Origin of the sequence: Blautia sp. AF19-13LB (assembly GCF_003479105.1) — a bacterium.
Classification (GTDB): Bacteria; Bacillota; Clostridia; order Lachnospirales; family Lachnospiraceae; genus Fusicatenibacter; species Fusicatenibacter saccharivorans.
Genome location: NZ_QUGO01000009.1, coordinates 1 through 19,796, shown reverse-complemented (window position 1 = coordinate 19,796; position 19,796 = coordinate 1). Strand labels below are relative to the sequence as shown.

20 protein-coding genes are annotated in these 19,796 nt (G+C 48.1%); 3 read left to right on the top strand and 17 right to left on the bottom strand.

Annotated elements, in window-relative coordinates; all coding sequences use genetic code 11:
* Positions 1-21 precede the first annotated feature (21 nt).
* On the bottom strand, positions 22-516 hold the full coding sequence (locus DWX32_RS10685; RefSeq protein ID WP_270491988.1) for an AAA family ATPase: 495 nt from the start codon (positions 514-516) through the stop codon (positions 22-24).
* A 205-nt stretch (positions 517-721) separates the two neighbouring features.
* On the opposite strand from DWX32_RS10685, the gene DWX32_RS10680 reads away from it, so the two are divergent.
* The 3 genes from DWX32_RS10680 to DWX32_RS10670 all read left to right on the top strand — a co-directional run bounded on the left by DWX32_RS10680 (position 722) and on the right by DWX32_RS10670 (position 2,706).
* Positions 722-1,060 carry a PqqD family protein gene (locus tag DWX32_RS10680; RefSeq protein ID WP_118659990.1) on the top strand — a complete coding sequence of 113 codons (339 nt, stop codon included), beginning with the start codon at positions 722-724 and terminating at the stop codon, positions 1,058-1,060.
* Positions 1,057-1,464 (top strand): hypothetical protein, encoded by a 408-nt coding sequence (locus tag DWX32_RS10675; protein ID WP_022462365.1) that lies wholly within the window; start codon positions 1,057-1,059, stop codon positions 1,462-1,464. Before DWX32_RS10680 ends, DWX32_RS10675 begins: the two co-directional genes overlap by 4 nt.
* A gap of 120 nt (positions 1,465-1,584) precedes the next feature.
* Positions 1,585-2,706 (top strand): radical SAM protein, encoded by a 1,122-nt coding sequence (locus tag DWX32_RS10670; RefSeq protein WP_118659988.1) that lies wholly within the window; start codon positions 1,585-1,587, stop codon positions 2,704-2,706.
* Positions 2,707-2,769: 63 nt separating this feature from the next.
* On the opposite strand, the gene DWX32_RS10665 is transcribed toward DWX32_RS10670, so the two are convergent.
* The 16 genes from DWX32_RS10665 to rbr form a co-directional block, all read right to left on the bottom strand.
* Entirely contained in the window at positions 2,770-3,321 is a 552-nt protein-coding gene (locus DWX32_RS10665) for a glycoside hydrolase family 95-like protein (RefSeq protein ID WP_270491997.1), read from the bottom strand.
* A gap of 97 nt (positions 3,322-3,418) precedes the next feature.
* Positions 3,419-5,596, bottom strand: a complete 2,178-nt coding sequence (locus DWX32_RS10660; RefSeq protein WP_416388388.1) for a glycoside hydrolase family 3 C-terminal domain-containing protein — start codon at positions 5,594-5,596, stop codon at positions 3,419-3,421.
* A 199-nt stretch (positions 5,597-5,795) separates the two neighbouring features.
* Positions 5,796-6,401 carry a type IV toxin-antitoxin system AbiEi family antitoxin domain-containing protein gene (locus tag DWX32_RS10655; protein ID WP_022462444.1) on the bottom strand — a complete coding sequence of 202 codons (606 nt, stop codon included), beginning with the start codon at positions 6,399-6,401 and terminating at the stop codon, positions 5,796-5,798.
* A gap of 316 nt (positions 6,402-6,717) precedes the next feature.
* On the bottom strand, positions 6,718-7,797 hold the full coding sequence (gene hisC / locus DWX32_RS10650) for a histidinol-phosphate transaminase (protein WP_158579573.1): 1,080 nt from the start codon (positions 7,795-7,797) through the stop codon (positions 6,718-6,720).
* Between the two features lie 121 nt (positions 7,798-7,918).
* Positions 7,919-9,583 (bottom strand): peptide ABC transporter substrate-binding protein, encoded by a 1,665-nt coding sequence (locus DWX32_RS10645; protein ID WP_118659980.1) that lies wholly within the window; start codon positions 9,581-9,583, stop codon positions 7,919-7,921.
* Positions 9,584-9,675: 92 nt separating this feature from the next.
* Positions 9,676-10,701, bottom strand: coding sequence for an ABC transporter ATP-binding protein (locus DWX32_RS10640; RefSeq protein ID WP_118659978.1), 1,026 nt, complete (start codon positions 10,699-10,701; stop codon positions 9,676-9,678).
* Positions 10,694-11,737 (bottom strand): ABC transporter ATP-binding protein, encoded by a 1,044-nt coding sequence (locus tag DWX32_RS10635; RefSeq protein ID WP_118640585.1) that lies wholly within the window; start codon positions 11,735-11,737, stop codon positions 10,694-10,696. Before DWX32_RS10635 ends, DWX32_RS10640 begins: the two co-directional genes overlap by 8 nt.
* Before the next feature lie 5 nt (positions 11,738-11,742).
* Positions 11,743-12,648 (bottom strand): ABC transporter permease, encoded by a 906-nt coding sequence (locus tag DWX32_RS10630; protein WP_117801251.1) that lies wholly within the window; start codon positions 12,646-12,648, stop codon positions 11,743-11,745.
* Between the two features lie 12 nt (positions 12,649-12,660).
* Positions 12,661-13,575, bottom strand: a complete 915-nt coding sequence (locus tag DWX32_RS10625) for an ABC transporter permease (RefSeq protein ID WP_117801249.1) — start codon at positions 13,573-13,575, stop codon at positions 12,661-12,663.
* 96 nt (positions 13,576-13,671) lie between these two features.
* Positions 13,672-14,010 (bottom strand): P-II family nitrogen regulator, encoded by a 339-nt coding sequence (locus DWX32_RS10620; protein WP_022462439.1) that lies wholly within the window; start codon positions 14,008-14,010, stop codon positions 13,672-13,674.
* Positions 14,011-14,052: 42 nt separating this feature from the next.
* Positions 14,053-15,267, bottom strand: coding sequence for an ammonium transporter (locus tag DWX32_RS10615; protein WP_055227847.1), 1,215 nt, complete (start codon positions 15,265-15,267; stop codon positions 14,053-14,055).
* 75 nt (positions 15,268-15,342) lie between these two features.
* Entirely contained in the window at positions 15,343-15,681 is a 339-nt protein-coding gene (locus tag DWX32_RS10610) for a P-II family nitrogen regulator (protein WP_055221847.1), read from the bottom strand.
* Between the two features lie 249 nt (positions 15,682-15,930).
* A complete protein-coding gene (locus DWX32_RS10605; RefSeq protein WP_118659976.1) occupies positions 15,931-16,965 on the bottom strand; it encodes a 2-hydroxyacid dehydrogenase in 1,035 nt (344 codons plus the stop codon).
* 88 nt (positions 16,966-17,053) lie between these two features.
* Complete coding sequence (locus DWX32_RS10600) at positions 17,054-18,427, bottom strand: MATE family efflux transporter (RefSeq protein WP_118659974.1); 1,374 nt, start codon at positions 18,425-18,427, stop codon at positions 17,054-17,056.
* A 606-nt stretch (positions 18,428-19,033) separates the two neighbouring features.
* Entirely contained in the window at positions 19,034-19,303 is a 270-nt protein-coding gene (locus DWX32_RS10595) for a hypothetical protein (protein ID WP_055221876.1), read from the bottom strand.
* 13 nt (positions 19,304-19,316) lie between these two features.
* Positions 19,317-19,796: rubrerythrin (rbr, locus tag DWX32_RS10590; protein WP_147398486.1), on the bottom strand; the 480-nt coding region annotated here is incomplete at its 5' end.

Here is a 19,796-nt window from a genome sequence, read left to right as displayed (position 1 = left end):
CGAAAATCGTGTACACCCAGATCACACGGAACACGCAGGAACCGAGAATAATGATAAAAATATTCTTCCACAGCGAGCCTTCATCGTTGTATTGCAGAATGGAAATCTGCTGATTGCGTTGATATACTCCTGGGATACTTCACGGTTTGGAATGGATACGTTTTCTTTTTCGTTATCGTATGTCAGATCTTTCATTACCTGTACCAGATTCTTTTCATCACGGAAGCGCACCTGACTGTACTGCTCTCTGAGATCAAAAATCAGATAGTCGTTCAGCATGCGCAGCATTTCGTCAATGCCGCTTGTTGCACTTAAAAATTCCTGCATATTGATTTTTATTACATCATACTGATTCCGATGTTTTTTATATGTTTCACTTCTGCCGATTTTTAAATTCTGAAATAGTGCATCGGTGTCTGTGCTTCTGTCATAATAAGCCGCCAGCATATCCGCTGCCATAGATTTTCCAAATCGTCTCGGACGGCTCACGCACAGATACCGCTGGAGTGTCCGCACACAGCGATTTGTTTTTCGTTTTTGAGCAGATTACATTCCCATCTTTTTCCAGTTTTTACTTGACTTTTCCTAGTTCTTCTTCTATAATCTTTTTGTAATGATAAATGTAATTTATTTCTGCGAACATTCTACATATTTTTCTTGCTGACTGCAGAAATACTTTCTGCCTGAAAAGGCACAGCATTTTGCAAGAGGGGAGTTTGTGATGGAACCGATTGCTTCTCCGACCCGGTCGGATTTGTTACAAAAGATAAATGAAAAAAAATATCATGTCAATTCCGATTATCTGCTGCGTGAAATTGCAGGGGAATATGCGATTATTCCCGTTGGGACTGCCTGTCAGATTTCGAATGCAGTGATGGTTCCAAACGATACCGCTGCATTTCTCTGGAATGCTTTTCAGCAGCCACGTACCATTTCGGAAGTCGTTGCACAGGCGTTAGAGGAATATGAGGCTGCGGAAGATACGATTCAAAATTCTGCTTTAAATTTTGTGCATGATACTTTAAGGTATGCATTATTAGAGGAGGTTATATCGTTATGAAGAAAGAGTGGATGGAACCTGTTGTTGAGGTTCAGGAATTTGCTGCAAATGAATATGTGGCGGCCTGCGGGGATAGCGGGAAAGTTTATAAATTTGTCTGCGATGCTGGACAATACGGTCATAATTATAATGTTTATTATTATGATGGATCTGGGCAAAAAAAATATATTGCAAAAGAAGGCTCATGGGGAGGCTGGGGCTCTCAAGCTCAATTTTCTGGATATCATCCTTGTAACAAGACTCATGAAGCGGAATCTGATAGTGGATTTATCAGTGGTTTTATAGATGACCAGTCTACCCGCAATGATGAAGCAACCCCCGTTGTCATCTGGACCGAAAATGGTACAAACGTTCATTGTACTACCAGATTAGACATCAATACTTGGGAAACCGCCAAATCCTGATTTTTCCACTAAATAATAATTTTTCAAACCACAGCAAAAGGATCGAACCCACTCGTTTCGATCCTTTACTATACCTATTAATAATTGGTTCATCAAACCACTTTTTTCGGAGGAACCTTTATGAACTACATGGACGACGCTTCCACATTCGAGCGTTCTTTTCTCCAGAAAGCGCGCCAGCAGCACATTCCTATTACCGGCGCGCTTGAACTTCTGCCACTCTGCAATATGAACTGCGACATGTGTTATGTCCGTCTGTCCCGTTCAGAAATGGAATGTCAGGGACAACTCCGCACAGTTGATGAATGGATTCTGCTTGCACAGCAGATGCAAAAAGCCGGTACACTTTTTCTTCTTCTGACCGGCGGTGAACCACTTCTCTTTCCTGATTTCAAAACACTATATCTTGAGCTTCGAAACATGGGCATGATTCTTACCATCAACACCAATGGAACCCTGCTGGGCGAATCCTGGGCTGATTTTTTTGCTGAGTACAGGCCGCGCCGCATTAACATCACGCTCTACGGTGCCGATGCCGCTTCCTATAACCGTCTCTGCCATTACCCCCAGGGCTTTGATCAGACCGTCCGCGCCATCCGTCTGCTCCGCGAACGAAACGTTGATGTCAAAATCAGCTGTAGCGTCACTAAAAAGAACGCGCATGATTTTCCAAAAATCTTTGTTCTCGGAGAAAAGCTTGGAGTCCCCGTTCATGCCGATCACTATATGATGCCCGCCGTCCGGGAACGCTCCCTTCCTTTTGATGCTCAGGTCCGCCTGAACCCGGAAGACGCCGCTGCGCTTGCCCTGCAGACACTGAAACTGCAGCTGACCAGCGATATTTTCCGGCAGTACGTTCATGAATCCATCCACCGCGTCAACAATCCGTCTTTTCCACGGGACAATGGTCATATCTCCTGTCTTGCCGGAAACTGCTCCTTCTTCATCAACTGGCAGGGCTTTCTTTTCCCCTGTGTGATGTTATCCGAAATCTCCGCCCCTGTTTTTGATCTTGGATTTATTTCCGCCTGGGAAAAAGTTTCCGCCGCTGCACAGAAGATTTCCCTAAGTTCCCAATGCTGTCAATGCCGTTTGCAACCGATATGCCGCACCTGCGTCGCAGCCGCGTTTTTAGAAACCAGTTCTTATCGGGGAATGCCTGGTTATCTCTGCCGCTATTCCGAGCATTACTATCACCTGCTGCTGGCAGAAGAAGCTTCTTTTTCCTCCATCGCCTTATAGTCTTTACATATGCTGAAAACGCCGGACAGATTTTTCTCTGCCCGGCATTTTCTATCTTCATGTTTATGATTCAAGCAGCTGCAATACCGCATCCAGCATAACTGTCTCACCTTTTTCCAGTTTTACCGCTTGACGCATCTCTCCATACACAACTTCCCCTTCATACGCCTGATCCGCCGTAACCGCACACCGTGTCAGTTTTCCATTCTCCCACGCAAGTGCAATCGATGCATTTCCAACCAGCCGCAGGCCTTTCACTTCTCCATGATCCCACGCCTTCGGCAGCGCCGGAAGGAGAATGATTTTGTGTTCTCTGCTCTGCACCATCGCGCGCTCCAGCTTTTCGGTAATCTTCTCTGCCTCTTCGATCACCAGAGTATGACCCATGGTATACACACGGCCGCCCGTTGCTTTTGCCGACAGACACATGGCAAATTCCAGGGCATTTTTTCCGAGGTTTCCGCTCAGATAAATCGTGTGATCGTTGACCTTTCCTGTACGGTTAAAATATTTTGCACGGTTCAGCATCCCCTCAACCGACACTTTTCCCCTCGGTGCACGAAGATGCAGCACCATACAGTCCGCCGGTCTGGAAATGAAGCAGGTTCGGCAGATTTCCAGCGATCATCGCACCAAGCCGTCCATTCTGTCACCAAAAGAGGGAGGCAGACGATTCCACCTCCCTCTTCGTTTTTCAATTTCTATCTAATACTTAATACTCGACGTTCTCTTCATTTCCTTCTTTTCTGACCGTCAGAATCTCTGTCTCACGTCCTGTCAGCGCGCGGCTTCTTTCGCCCGGCTGCTGTCCGCCGATGGAGATTTCATACTCGCCCGGCCGTACGACACATCCGCCGTCCTCTGTGATAACAGCAAAATCTCTTGCATGCAGTGTCACGGAAACCTCTTTTTCTTCTCCTGCCTGCAGTTCCACGCACGCGATGCCTTTTAACTGGAAGCCTGGCTCACCCGGCTGTGCGTTTTTGTATTTCACATAAACCTCCACGCTCTCATGCAGCGGATATGCACTCTCATTCTTCACCTTCGTGCACACGGTCACATCGTTGAGCACCGCGCTCGTCTCCTGCTCCGTTTTTGCGCCGCTGTAGGAAATTGTTCCATACGTCAGTCCATATCCAAATGGATACAGAATATTTTTATCAGTATAGCGGTAGGTTCGTCCTGCCATGCTGTAATCGGTGAACTCCGGCAGATTTTCTGTTCCCTGATAGAAAGTCACCGGCAGTTTTCCGTTCGGTGCATAATCGCCGAACAGCGCCTCGGCCACGGCTTTTCCGCCGCGCGCACCCGGATACCAGCTGTCAAGGATAGCCGGTACATGCTCCTCGGCCCAGGACAGGTCGATGGCACTTCCTGCCGAGAGAACGAGGACTACCGGTTTTCCAACCGCTGTGATTGTCTCAAGCAGTTCCTCCTGTAAGCCCGGCAGATTGAGGCCCAGCTTATCGCCGCTCGCGTATTCGTTTCCGGCATCGCCTTCCTCGCCCTCAACAGTTGCATCAAGTCCAAGGCACAGAACGACAACGTCTGCGTGCTCAGCGGCAATGACAGCCTCTTTGAAACGGTCTTTGTCCTCGCCGAGTCCTTCGACTTTATTTTTATACAGATGGCAGCCCTCTGCGTATGTCACTCTCACATCATCACCGACATACTGCTGAATTCCTTCCAGCGGTGTGATGTATCTGGACGATGTTCCCTGATAGTTTCCAACCAGCGCTGCTCTCGAGTTCGCGTTCGGTCCGATCACGGCGATACTGCGGATCTTCTTCACATCGAGCGGCAGCATATTGTTTTCATTTTTCAGCAGAACCATACTTCTTCTCGCTGCCTCGACGGACAGATCAACATGCTCTTTGCACTCGACTAGATCGTAGGACAGATCTTCGTACGGTGACGGATAGTCTTTCATCATACCGAGGCGGATGCGGATTTCCATCAGGCGCTCAACTGCCGCGGTGATTGCCTCTTCGGATACCAGGCCATCCTCGTATGCTTTCGGCAGATGCAGGAAAGCAACGCCGCAGTTCAGGTCACAGCCGTTGTTGACGGCACGCGCTGCGGACTCCTCTACATTTTTGGTCACTCTGTGGTGCTCATGGAAATCTATGATTGCCCAGCAGTCGGAGACAACATGGCCTTCAAAGCCGAACTCATCGCGCAGGATGTCCTTTAACAATGTCTTGCTTCCGCATGCCGGTTCACCGTTGACACGGTTATACGCGCCCATGACTGCCTCGACTTTTGCATCCTTGACACAGCGTTTGAAGGCATACAGATAGGTGTCATACAGATCATGTTTGCTGACTCTTGCGTCAAACTCATGGCGGATCGCCTCTGGGCCGCTGTGGACGGCGAAATGTTTGGCACACGCCGCTGCCTTCGGGTGATCCGGGTCCGGTCCCTGTAATCCGCGGATGTAGGCGCATCCGAGCTCACCAGTCAGATACGGGTCCTCACCATATGTCTCATGGCCACGGCCCCATCTCGGATCACGGAAAATGTTGACGTTCGGTGCCCAGAAGGTCAGGCCTTTGTAGATGCCGCGGTCGCCTTTTCTCGAAAACTCGTTGAATTTTGCACGTCCCTCGGTAGAAACAACATCACCGATCTCCTGCAGCAGCTCTTTATCAAACGTTGCTGCAAGGCCAATAGCCTGCGGAAATACCGTTGCCACACCAGCTCTTGCCACGCCGTGCAGCGCTTCATTCCACCAGTTGTATGCCGGAATGCCAAGACGCTCGATCGCCGGTGACTGATAGACCATCTGGCTCATTTTTTCTTCCAGCGTCATCTGGGAAACCAGCTGTTTTGCATACTCTCTCGTCTCTTTACTCATAGGTAAAATCCTCCCGAAATTTGTTGCCTCTATTATATCGCCGCATTTCCCGTTCGGCTAGTCAAGTATTGCTCTTTGCTTCTCATTTTATGCGATTTTTGCGAACAACACAGGGGAACATACGAGGAAATCGTGTATGCGTAACCATCCGATATACACGCAGAAACTCCCGGCAGAATTTCTCGTATAAGATCTTCCGTCGGGAGTTTCCCTTATCTATTCCTGTGAAATTTTATTTCTGATACTCTTCCTCGATATTTTTTACCGCACGGAGCTTGTTCGCGTATTCCAGAATCTCTTCTTTGGAATATTTCTGTTTCCGGCACCAGGTGAGGATTTCTTCTTTTACTTCCTCCGGCATCTTGTTGTTCATGCGCAGACAGTCACAGAAGGTTCTCTTCGGAGAATAATATTTGTAGGAACCAAACTCTGTCTTTTTCTCACAGATTTCACCCGGGACATCGGCATTCTGGAAATAAAAACGTCTGATTTCAAAATTTTCCAGATCCATTTTTTTTCGGTCTGTCCGTGCTGTTGCAACTGCAATCGTAGCCGGCTCTTCTTTCAGCATTCCGGCAAGCCATGCAGCACTGTCCATGCAGATGACTGCGCGTGGGTTTACTTTCGCAATTTCAATATATTGATAGTCTTCCGGTTTTTCATAACCACAGTCCTTGCACCAGTACCAGCCGCGTGCAAATCGTTCCAGACTTCCTTCCTCTTCCATTTCTGCCAGCTGCAGTACAGTCACCTGATGATCTCTGAGGTCTGCGAAGCTCATATATCCATGATGTTCTTTAAATAACGTCGTGATCTTCTGGTATGTTTTAAAAAGCATATTTTCTTTCCCCTTTCAGGATGTGATACATGTTTTTTCATCTATAGGCGTTTGCACATATAATATTCCAATTTTCATGGAATGGCAAGCACTAATTTGCAAAAACCATGTTTTTTCTCTGTTTTTTTCTTATTAGCTGCTGCTAACATATTTCTCTTTTTATCACTTATAAGTATACCTTTTTTACCTGAAATATGCAACCTGCTGATCCGCTTTTTCTGTTCTCATACCAGCAGAAAAAGACCGGATTTTTTACTTCTCATCCGGTCTTTTTCTCTTTCATTCTATCTTTTAACGTTTACCGTAAAACCTTTTTTCACTCTGCCGCTTCCAGAATTTCTTTTAATGCTTTGATATAAAGTTTACACTCCTCCATCGTTCCCACGCTCACACGGCTCATCTCAAAAGCGCCGATACGGATGCCCTTTTCCATCAGCTGTTCCTGAATCCAGGCAGGATCTTTTCCGGTATCGAAGTAGATGAAATTCGACTGGGACGGATAAACCCTGCAGCCAAGCGCTGCCATCTCTTTTTCCAGATATTCTCTTCCCTCCACGATTTTGGCTTTCTGCTCCTGATAATATTCCTGGTCTGCCAGGCCTGCCACTGCCGCTTTCTGGGCACAGACATTCAGGTTCCAGGAAGCGGAACATTTCCGCATGATTCCAATCAGCTCTTCGGAGCCCAGCGCATAGCCGACACGAAGGCCTGCCATCGCATAATATTTGGAAAAGGTGCGGAGAACCAGAATCGGTTTTTCCAGGTGTGCTTTCATATAATCGACCATACTGCAGCAGTCCGGCTCGGTGGCAAACTCCATGTATGCCTCATCCATCACCAGCAGAACGTCCTCCGGAAGGGTATCTGCGAATGCCTCCAGCTCCCCGATCGGCACATACGTTCCGGTCGGGTTATTCGGATTGCAGATCACCACGATTTTTGTTTTTTCACCGATTTTTTCTTTCATGGCAGGGAGATTAAATTTCTGCTCCTCGGTTACCGGTACGGAGACCGGCACACCGCCATTTAAATACGCCATGTCGGCAAATGCCCCGTAGGTCGGCGCGGAAAACAGCACCTCATCTCCATCGTCCAGAAAGGTCAGTCCGATCATATCGATCATCGCACTCGATCCGGCGCCTGTCAGTACATTTTCTGCTTTTAATCCGTACTGCTCCGCTACCTTCTGTTTCAGCAGTACTGCTGCAAAATCAGGATAAAAATGGCTTCCTGCCATAGATTCCTCCAGTGCCGCCACTGCCTTCGGTGACATTCCGTAATTGTTTTCGTTTAATCCCATATGGATCAGTTTTGAGGTGTCCTTCGCAAATGCCTTCTGACGTTTGCTCGGCGGCATGCTCTGTAATGCGTGGCTGATGATTTTATTTACTTCCATATTCATTTCCTCCTGTTTTCACGGCTTCTATTGTTTTTTTTCGGAAAATTACCGTTTTACGGCTCCCCTCGAAACAGCTGCTAAGCCATCTGCGGAGCCTGCCCGTTTTCCGATTTTTTGCTTAAGACTCAGAAGAGCTGTCTCCCAATACCAGATATTTGGTACGGATCATGTTTCTGGACGGGTCAATCTCAAAGTTTGTGATGTCGGTGCTTACCAGATAAATATTGGAAGAGTTCAGTACCGGTACGCCGAAGCAGTAGTCGTTTACCAGTACGCTCTCAGCCTGGTGCAGCAGCTCAAATCTGGCGGTCGGATCGCTTTCCTCATTCGACTGTGCCATCAGTTCGTCATACTCCGGGCAGTTGGTCTTGTTATCGTTGTAGCTGTCGTTGGAACGGTACATGGAAAGGAAGGTGAACGGATCGGTAAAGTCTGCAGTCCATCTCATGCGTGCAAGCTGGAAATCACCGGATCTTCTCTCTGCTACCTGTACCTGCTGCTCCTCTGCCTGAAGCTCCACCTCGATGCCAAGGTTTGTTTTCCACTGTGCCTGCAGGGCCTGTGCCATATCGCTGTCGAGCTGGAGGCTCGGGTATTTGTAGGTGATGGCCGGGAAGCCTTCTCCATCCGGGTAACCGGCCTCTGCCAGAAGCTCTTTTGCCTTGTCCGGATCAAAGCCGATCGGATCTTCCTCTACTTCCTCTGCCCAGTCCTTGCCGCTTGCGGAGGATTTCAGATGTTTTGCTACGAAGAAATCACTTGCCTCATAAGAGGAACCGCACGCGGAAGCTACCTCATCGCGGTTGACTGCCATAGAGAACGCCTGGCGGACGCGGACATCGTCAAACGGTGCTTCATTTACATTAAACAATACGTAGTAGCTTGTCATGGCCGGAGAAGTAATCAGCTCATCGCTGTCTTTATACTCGTCCATAACGGTATAATCTGCTGAGATAAAGTTCAGCTCACCGGATTTATACGCATTGATGATGGACTGTGTATCGTCCATAACCATCTTTTTGATCGTATCGGTTTTGATCCGGTCTGCCTGAACGTAATTTTCATTTTTCTTATAAACGCTGTACTGGTTCGGTACATACTCTGCGAGGTAGTACGGTCCGCAGCTTACCAGCGCATCCATGTCATTTCCCATTGCCCAGTCGCCGTTGGTTTCTGTCTGAAGCTCGCGATGCGTCGGCATATAAACCGGAAGTACAAAGAGCTGTTCGAAGTAAGCGCACGGCTCCTTTAAGTTGAACACAATGGTCTTGTCATCGCTGGTGTCTACGCCAAGACCGCTCTCATCGCCGGTTCCGTTGTACATTTCCTCAGCTCCCGCAATCGGGTAAAGCATTGAGGAATAACCACTCTTGCAGTTCGGATCCAGTGCGCGGACAATGGTGTTTTTGAAATCGGCGCTTGTCACATCGTCTCCGTTGCTCCATTTTGCATCGCTGCGGAGATGTACGGTGTACTGTGTCATATCCTCATTGACATCAACGCTTTCTGCCAGAATGTAATCCCAGGAACCGTCCTCTTTCATTTCCATGATCGGCGCCATACACACATCATCGTAGGACCACCACCATAAACCACTCTCTCCTGCACTGTCCAGGCTTCCGGCCTCGGTATACATCGTTGTCACAATCATATCGGAAGTACTGCCGCTTTTGCCTCCTCCGGAAGAGCTGCTGCTTCCTCCGCTGCTTCCGCATCCGGCAAGGGATCCTGCCAGAAGAACAGCCGCTGCCAGTGTCGCTGTTGCTTTCCATAATTTTCTCATAATGTTCTCCTCCTTTTGCTGCTGATGCTTTTTTGAAACACAGCTCCGGTCCCTGGAACCTCTGTTCCCAAACCTGCCGCACCGGAATGGTTCTATTTTGCTCCGGCCAGCAGCGGTTCGATTGCCAGACCCTCCCTCTGTCTCAAATACCGCGGGGAATATAAGAAGCAAGCCACTTTCCTGCCCTCAATATCATACGTTGCCGGGCAGGCCTGGCTGCATTCTTCCATAGCGTAGGGGCACCTCGTGTGGAACGGGCATCCTTTCGGCGGATGGATCGGACTTGGAATTTCGCCTTCCAGCAGGATTCGTTTTCTGCTTCTTGCGGTCTTCGGATCCGGGATCGGCTCTGCAGAAAGCAGTGCCTTCGAATATGGGTGAAGCGGACGGCGGTAAACATCATTGGATTCTCCGATCTCTACCATGTGTCCCAGATACATGACACCGATCCGGTGGCTGATATGCTTTACCATGCCAAGATCGTGTGCGATAAAGAGATAGCTGATGCCCTCTTTTTTCTGAATATCCTCCAAAAGGTTGATGACCTGTGCCTGGATGGAAACGTCGAGCGCCGAAATCGGTTCGTCGCAGACGATAAAGTCCGGTTTGAGTGCCAGCGTTCTCGCAATTCCGATTCGCTGTCTCTGGCCGCCGGAAAATTCATGCGGATATCTTCGGATGTGGTCCGGTTTTAATCCGACCGTTTCCAGCAGCTCCTGCACGCGTTCTTTTCGCTTTTTTTCATCGTACATGTGATGAATCACCATCGGCTCCTCAATAATCTCACCGACGGTAAAACGGGGATTTAAGGATGCATATGGATCCTGGAAGATCATCTGCAGCTTCTGCCGGTAGGGAAGCATCTTTTTCCGGGAAAGCCTGGAAATATCTTCTCCCTCGAAAACGATTTCGCCCTTTGTCGGCTCATAGATCCGTAAAATCGTGCGGCCAAGTGTACTTTTTCCACAGCCGGATTCTCCGACCAGTCCGAAGGTTTCCCCTTTTTTTACCTCGAAGGAAATACCATCTACGGCAATGACCTTCTGTGCTCCCTTCATTCCTCTGTTCACATCAAAGTATTTACACAGGTTTTTTACTTCCAGTACATTTTCACTCATTGGCAGCCGCCTCCTCCCCGGAAACTGTGATTTTTGTTTCATCCATACATTCCAGCCAGCATCTGCAGCAGTGCGTCTCACTGTAGGTTGTCACCGGAGAGGCCTGTACCTCACAGATCTTCATAGTGTAAGGACAGCGGCTCATAAATGCGCAGCCCTTCGGAAGCTTTAAGAGGTCCGGCGGTGTTCCCGGAATCGGAACGAGCGGTTCGTCGTTATCCTTTGCCGAATTGTTGATACTGTTCAGAAGACCTTTCGTGTACGGATGATGCGGTTCGTAGAAAATCTCATCGACGGTTCCCTCTTCTACGATCTGTCCTGCGTACATAATGGCAATCCGGTCACACATAGAAGCGACAACGCCGAGGTCGTGGGTAATCATAATAACGGAGGTTCCTTTTTCCTTTGTCAGCTTTTTCAAAAGCTCCAGAATCTGTGCCTGTACGGTCACATCCAGTGCGGTTGTCGGCTCATCTGCGATAATCAGCTTCGGGTCACACGCCAGAGCCGTCGCAATGATGATTCTCTGCCGCATACCGCCGGAAAATTCAAATGGATACTGATCGAGCCGTTTTTCCGGACTTGGAATTCCGACCTGCCGCATCAGCTCAATGGCTTTCGCTTCCGCCTCTTTTTGGGAGCAATTCTGATGCTTTCGAATTCCCTCTGTCATCTGAATTCCGATTTTCAGGATCGGATTCAGAAATGTCATCGGATCCTGGAAAATCATGCCGATGCGGTTTCCGCGGATCTGCTGCATTTTCTTTTCATAAGCCCGTTTTTCTTTCCGGTCCTTCGTGTGCGGCGGAGAAATGTTTTCTCCGTCGAAAAGGATCTCTCCTTCTTCCACTCTGCCGTTCGATGCCAGAAGCCCCATCAGGGTCAGCATGCCGACACTTTTTCCGGAACCGGACTCGCCGACGATACCAAGTACCTCGCCCTCTTCCAGATGGTAGGAAACATCGCGGACTGCGCTGACGGTTCCCTGCTGCGTTTCAAATTTTGTTGTGAGATGGCTGATTTCGAGTAAACTCATACGCTTCACCCCCTGGTTTTCTTTGGATTAAAGGCATCGCCGATTCCCTCGCCGAGGAAGTTCAGGGAGAAAATGGTGATACAGATGCAGATGGTCGGCAAAAGCAGCTGTCCCGGGTGCATGGTAAGCACCTGACGGGCATCCTGTGCCATGGAACCCCAGCTTGCCATCGGAGCGGAAATGCCGATTCCGATGAAGCTTAAAAAGGCTTCGGTAAAAATGGCATTCGGAACAAGGAAGGTAATCTGTACAATGATTGGTCCGATGGCATTGATCAAAAGGTGACGGAAGAGAATTCTCGCATCACTTGCTCCGATGACGAGTGCTGCCATGGAAAATTCCTGCTCCTTTAAGGCGATCAGCTGGCCTCTTACCTGACGAGCCATGCCGATCCAGCCCGGAATGCAGATACCGATCAGAATGCTTCGTACATTCGATCCGAGAACCATCATGATCAGAATAACGTAGATCATAGATGGCATTGCGTAGATGATATCCACAATACGCATCACAAAGTTATCAAATTTTCCACCAATGTAGCCGCACAGTCCACCGATCACCACACCGAGTACGGTGTTGATGACGGCTGCTCCAAAACCAATCGCCAGGCTGATGCGGCCTCCGTAGCAGAGTCTTGTAAATACATCACGGCCGAATTTGTCGGTTCCGAAAATGTGCTGTGCCGAAAAGCCCGCGTACTGATTGGCTGCGTCCTGTGCATCGTATGCATAGGGGCTGATCATCGGTCCGAAAATGGAAACCACCGCCAGAAGGAGGATGACGACCAGTCCGAGAACTGCCATTGGATTTTTCTTAAATCTTCCCCATGCCGCTTTCCAGAAGCTTTTGCTCTCCACGGCAATAAACTCGCTGTTCTTTTTGGATGGATCAATCGGTGAAAACCAGTCCATAACAGTCACCTCCTAGTTTGTCAGTTTGATTCTCGGGTCAATGAGGGAACAAATGATATCCACCGCCAGGTTGGCAACGGTGATAATCACACCGATGAAAACACTGAAGCCAAGGACTACGGTGTAATCACGGTTTGTGATGGCATTCGTAAATTCACGTCCGATTCCGGGAATGGAAAAAATAGATTCTACGACGAAGCTTCCTGTGATCAGAAATGCGATAGCCGGTCCGAAATAGGTGACAACCGGGATCAGTGCATTTTTAAGGACGTGACGCGCGGTGATGTACAGATTGCTAAGTCCCTTCGCTCTTGCCATCGTTACGTAATCCATCTGAATCGCCTCGGAATACGTACTCTTGGTCAGTCTGGCAATCGAAGCGATCTGTCCGAATGACTGTGCTGCCACCGGAAGAATGTAGTTGGCCGGAGAACCAAGACCGACGATCGGGAGCACCGGCCACCAGACACCGAAAATCATCATCAGCAGGATCGCTGTGACGAATCCCGGGATACTGACTCCCAGCGTCGCAATTCCAAGCAAGGTGTTTTTCACTGCCAGCCGCTTGCTCGTCGCCATCCAGATACCCATCAGAATACCGATGAAAGCGGATACTGCGATAGAGAGAAGTCCGATGCTTAGCGTGTACGGAAATCCTCTTGCAATCAGTGTATTAACAGAAACGTTCTTTTTATAGGAAATGCCGAGATCTCCGTGCATCAGATTTTCCATGTAAAGAATATACTGTTTCCACATGGGTTCATCCAGCCCGTAGGTCGATTCAAGCTGCTCAATGGCGCTCTGGGAAAGATTGTCTGCCTCGAACGGGCTGCCCGGCATAATCCGAATCAGGAAAAAGGTAATGGTGATCAGTGCCCAGATCGTCACCACTCCGATGAATAAACGTTTTATGATGTATCTTACCATGCAGCATTCCTCCCGTTCCGGCTTTTTTAGCTCAGAAGAGGCAGCTGAACGATCTGTTCTGGCTGCCTCTTTGCACCTTTTTACTGTCTTTTGTTTTTATAATGCTTCCTCGCCACGCTGGCCGGTACGAACCCGGATGACATCTGCCACTTTCTCGACAAAAATCTTTCCGTCTCCGATATTTCCGGTACACAGCTTCTTTTCCAGGAAGCCTTTTAGCACTTCAATTGTCTTATCGTCACCCACGGTCTCGAATTTGCATTTCATCAGTACATTCGGCCCGCTCATGGTTCCACGGTACATCACCCGGTAACCCTTCTGGTTTCCATATCCGGTGATATCCGTTTCCATCACGCCGTACACGGCACACGATTCCATGATGTCGATGACATCCTCCCGGTTCGCGGGTTTGACAATAACTGTCAGCTTTTTCATATCCGCACCACCTTTTTATTGATCCTTTTTCATCAATTCTTTTTATTTATCATTGTGGAAGTGGAAGTTTGCATAAGCGCTGCATCCGTGCTCGTGCATATCCAGTCCGTCGATCTCTTCCTTCTCGGTTACGCGAAGTCCGATGGTCTTTTTCAGGACGAAGAACAGAATGAACGCCAGGATCAGGGTATATGCCGCAACTGCTACAAAACCGATCAGCTGGGTGATAAAGCTGCATCCCTCGCCGAAAATACCGGTAAATAAGGTTCCGAGTGCTCCACAGACACCGTGTACACTGATTGCACCAACCGGGTCATCGATTTTTACGACTTTATCAAAGAATTCAACTGCAAATACAACGACAACACCTGCAACTGCTCCAATGAACAGTGCCTCGTAATCATTGACTACATCACAGCTTGCTGTGATAGCTACCAGTCCGGCCAGTGCGCCGTTCATTGTCATACTGATATCCGGTTTTCCATAACGTACCCAGGTAACAATCAGGGTAACCAGTGTTGCTGCTGCTGCTGCGAGGTTTGTGGTCATGGCAATGTCGCCAAGATTGTAGGTTGCTGCTGTGGTCGATCCACAGTTAAATCCGAACCAGCAGAACCAGAGGATAAAGACGCCAAGTGCTCCAAGCGGAAGGTTATGACCAGGAATAGCAACCGGTTTTCCCTCTTTTGTGTATTTTCCGATACGAGGTCCGACCATTTTTGCACCGGCAAGGGCACACAGACCGCCGACCATATGAACTGCCGTAGATCCTGCAAAATCATGGAACCCGATCTGGCTTAACCAGCCGCCGCCCCAGATCCAGTGTCCGGTGATCGGATAAATGAAAACGCTGATGGCTGCGGAGTAAATCAAATAAGAGATGAATTTGGTTCTCTCTGCCATAGCACCTGATACAATCGTGGCCGATGTTGCACAGAACACAGTCTGGAAAATCATAAATACGCCGATCGGCAGTCCGTTGAACATGCCATCTGCATCTGCCAGCGATTTCGGATGAAAGAAACCTGCTGTTCCGATAAAGGCATTGCTTCCTCCGAACATCAGCGCAAATCCGATGATAAAGAAGAAAATAGAGCCGAGCACGAAATCCATCATGTTCTTCATCAGAATGTTTCCGGAGTTTTTCGCTCTTGTAAATCCTGTCTCCACCATGGCAAATCCGGCCTGCATAAAATACACCAGAAAGGCTCCGACCATGGTCCATACGATATTGAGTAATACCTGTGTGTTTTCCATAATAAGTTCCTCCTCATTCTCATCTCTTACCTGTTCCCGTCTGCAGATCTTCTGAAACGGTAACTTTAAGATTTTTTAAAGTGCCTGTTCGCCGTGCTCACCCGTCCGGATCCGCACTGCATCTTCGACATCGTAAACGAAAATTTTTCCATCGCCGTAGTTTCCGGTTGACAGGTTTTTTACAACAAAATCAACGATTTTCGGAACCTTGTCATCCTCCACAACGGTTTCCACTTTAACCTTCGGAAGCATTTTGGCCACGATTTCCGCTCCGCGGTACATCTGACGATATCCCTTCTGGTTTCCATATCCAAGGATATTCGTGATCATCATACCGTTTGCCTTCTGTTCCTCGAGGAGTAGCTCCAGATTTTCGAGACTCTCCGGACGAATTACAATTTCCAGCTTTTTCATGATTTTCCCTCCCTTTCCGAACCGGCTCCTGTACAGCTTCTGATTTTTCCGGCTGCGGATTTCTTTTTTATCCGCTTTCCCGGTTTTCTCTTCCATTCATTTACCGGCTCTGCTGCTTCTATATAGAAATCTGTTTTCTGACAGATTTTCTAACCTCTTCTTTCATGCCTGGACTGTTCCGCAGCTCTGCTGTTTTTACAGTTGTTTTTACAGTCGTTTTTTTGCAGCTGTTTTCACAATCCACTGTTTTTAATTAATCACACTCGTCGGCATTCCCTCCAGGTAAGACCGGAAGTTTTTCACCGCCAGATCGACTGCGCGGAGTCTTGCTGCCTTCGGCTGCCAGGCGATATGGGAAGTAATAAAGATGTACGGCGACTGCATCAGCGGAATCTGATACTGCGGCGGCTCATTTGCGACAACATCGAGTCCTGCCATATAAACCTTTCTCGATTCCAGCGCCTCAAGAAGCGCCTCCTCATCGATGATGATTCCCCGTGCGGTGTTGATAATGATGACACCGTCCTTCATTTTGGCAAATGCTTCACGGTTCAGCAGGTTTTCTGTTTCCTTCGTATGCGGACAGTGAATGGAGATCACATCCGACCGTTCGAAAATTTCTTCCATGCTGACCTGCTCGATGCTGTCATACTGCGGCCCCGTCTTTTTGTGACGGCTGTTTGCGATGACCTTCATGCCAAAGCCCTTTGCCATTCTTGCCGTCCAGAGGCCGATTGCGCCAAGTCCGATGATTCCCACCGTTTTCTGGTAGAGCTCAATCTGCGGCACGAACAGTTGATTGTAGCTTGCCTGCGGATTCGTTTCTTTTTCTTTCCAGTACCCTGTTTTGGTGTAATCGCTCTGTACCGTCACGTTATGACAGATGTTCATGAGCAGTGCCATCGCATACTGGGCAATCGTGACATCGCCGTAAATCGTATTCGTTATGGTCAAGCCCCGGCGTCTTGTCATTTCCACATCGAAGTCTTCAAATCCATGTCCCAGCGTTGCGATATATTTCAGATTCGGATGCGCTTCAAAGAGCTTTTCGTTGATCACTCCTTTGTGGACCCAGATACCAAGTGCTGCGTCGGCGTTCCCGATCTGACTGCTGTAATCTTCGAAGGTGTACCTCTTTTTCTCCTGATGGATGATACGGAACTTTCCGATCTGTGGTACACTCTGCAGCATTTTGTTCCACTCTGCTTCTATTTCTTCGTACGTCAGATCGATGGTTCCCGGGTCTCCCTGAAAAACGACTACCTCATAGTTTTCTTCTTTCATACGCCTCGCCTCCTGTTGTACTTCTGTCTTTTTATGTTCCGATTTCAAGATGGATTTCCAGTATGCCGACAAGTTGATTCTTCGGTTTTTATTCTGTAAGAATTTCCTTTTCCTGTTGCCTTACAACGGATTTATTTTCCCATTTATGACCGAGATACCGGACAATGTAAAATCCTGCACGGACTACCCAGTCGAGGGTCTGTGCAATCCAGACACCAAGGAGTCCCACATGGAGGGAAACACCGATCAGATACGCCAGTGCAATTCGAACGAACCACATGGACAGGATGCTGACCGTCATCGTAAACTTGGCATCGCCGGCAGAACGCATCGTGTTTGGAAGGGTAAAGGCCAGCGGCCAGATCATCATACAGCAGATGCTGTGGTATCGGATCACGATCACTGCCATCCGGTAAGCGCCATCGGAAAGGTTATATGCTCCGGCGAACAGTGGTGCTGCTGCCAGAAGCAGGATATTCAGAATCCAAAGGAATGCGTAGGCTCCTGTGATCAGCTTCTTTGTATAGCTTCTCGCCTGCTTATAATCTCCCGCTCCGACACACTGGCCAACCACGGTTGTCATGGCAAGTCCCATCGCCGATCCCGGCATAAAAGCGAGCTGTTCCACGGTCATTGCACAGGCATTTGCTGCAATCGATGCTGTTCCAAATCCGGCAATCATGCTCTGGGTCAACAGCTTTCCGATCTGGAACATACTGTTTTCCAACGCCTGCGGAACACCGATGGAAAAGATCTTTTTCAGCATCTCCTTGTCCCATTCGACCAGGAACCATTTCGTACAGTGGATCTCGTATTTTTCCTGATGCAGCAGTACAAGAATCACAACACTGGCAAATGCTCTGGAAATCAGAGTGGAAAGTGCCACGCCTGCAACTCCCATGTCAAAGCCGAAAACAAAAACGGCATTTCCGATGATATTCAGCGCATTCATCACGATGGAAGTAACCATTGAAATATTTGAGTTTCCCATAACCCGGAAAAGCGCCGCCCCCGCATTGTAGATTCCAAGAAACGGAAACGAAAGCGATGTAATGAAGAAGTATTCCACCGCGTAGGCCATAACCTGCTCTTCCACCGATCCGTAGACTACCCGGAGAATCCAACGGTTTCCGAAAAAGGAAATGCCGCAGATAACAAGTGCAATCAGTCCGCAGATCATAACGAGCTGTTCGGCTGCGTGACACGCTGTTTTCTTATCCCCGCTTCCGAGGAACTGTGCTCCGACAACGGAACCTCCGCTTGCCATCGATGTGAAAATCACGATCAGCAGTACACAGATCGTATTGACAAGTGAGATTCCGGAAACAGCCGTTTCACCGGCCCCGGATACCATCACCATGTCCGCCATGCCGACGGTAACGGCCAGCACCTGTTCCACAATCAATGGTACGATCAGCCGGACCAGACGCTTTCTGTCAAATAAGACGTTTGTGTTTTCCATCGGACTTTCTCCTTTCCGGTAAAATCAAAAGGCGACCTGGAAATCTTCCTTCCAGATCGCCCCGTTGCGAACTCTTTACTGACGTTTCTCCTTTGGATTGAAAAACGCGGCACGAAGCTTTCCCTTCGTACCGCGCCTTCGCGAATCCATTACTTATATGGAGTTTATCTTGAAAAACAGACAGAGCGTTTTCTGGTTTTCTGAGAGTGTTTTTGGGGAGAAATAAAACCTTGGAGAAAGGGAGAAAATTACAAACGGAGCGATTCTATTCCCAGAACCGCTCCGTTGCGTTATCTTTACTCTATTCTTTTTCTCTGCTGTTTTTCAACATAGGCATATTCTAGCGGAATTCCCACTTTTTGTCAATCCTTAAATTTTTCGATGATTTCCTGTCTTTTGCATCAGTTCTGTCAATTTTACACAATTTCACCGATGCTTTTTCGGTTGTTTCTGAACATTTTTCTCATGAACCTTTGAAATTTCTTTGTTTTCTTTTAAAATCGCGGAAAAACTCCGGCAAAATTCTGTGAAAATTCAGAGCGAACACCGGACTAAAAACCGGGACTCGCAACTCACGAAAAGCCTTTTCAAACACGCTCTGGTATGTCAGATCCAGTCAAAATCTCCGCCGGTAATCGCAAGACTTAAGAGTGCATCCATCTTTTCCACTTCCTCTTCGCCCTCGATTTTTTGCAGCAGCACTGCGGTGTCCAGCACATCCTCCAAAGATTCGCCAGGTCCGATTTCATAATCCACCTCCGCCTCGCAGTCCGGGCATGGGATTTTTTCCATCGTCTGAAGGGATAAAAAGCGGTTGCCGCATTTCTTGCATTCATAATAACCACATGTTTTGGTTCCGTCTGGTACGTAATACATCTTTTCATACTCCTTAATAATTCTCTTCATGTACTTCAAAATAACTCTGTGGATGATTACATACCGGACATACCTCAGGAGCCTTTGTTCCTACCACGATATGTCCGCAGTTACGGCATTCCCATACCTTAATTTCGCTCTTTTCAAATACCTGTGAAGTTTCAATATTCTTAAGAAGTGCACGATATCTTTCCTCATGGTGCTTCTCAATCTCACCTACTGCCCTGAATTTTGCTGCAAGCTCAGGGAATCCTTCTTCCTCAGCTGTTTTAGCAAAGCCATCATACATATCTGTCCACTCATAATTTTCGCCTTCTGCCGCTGCTGCCAGGTTTTCCTTTGTATCACCAATTCCTGCTAATTCCTTGAACCACATCTTTGCATGTTCTTTCTCATTATCTGCAGTCTTTAAAAACAATGCTGACATCTGCTCGTAACCTTCCTTTTTCGCTACAGAAGCAAAATAGGTATACTTATTTCTTGCCTGTGATTC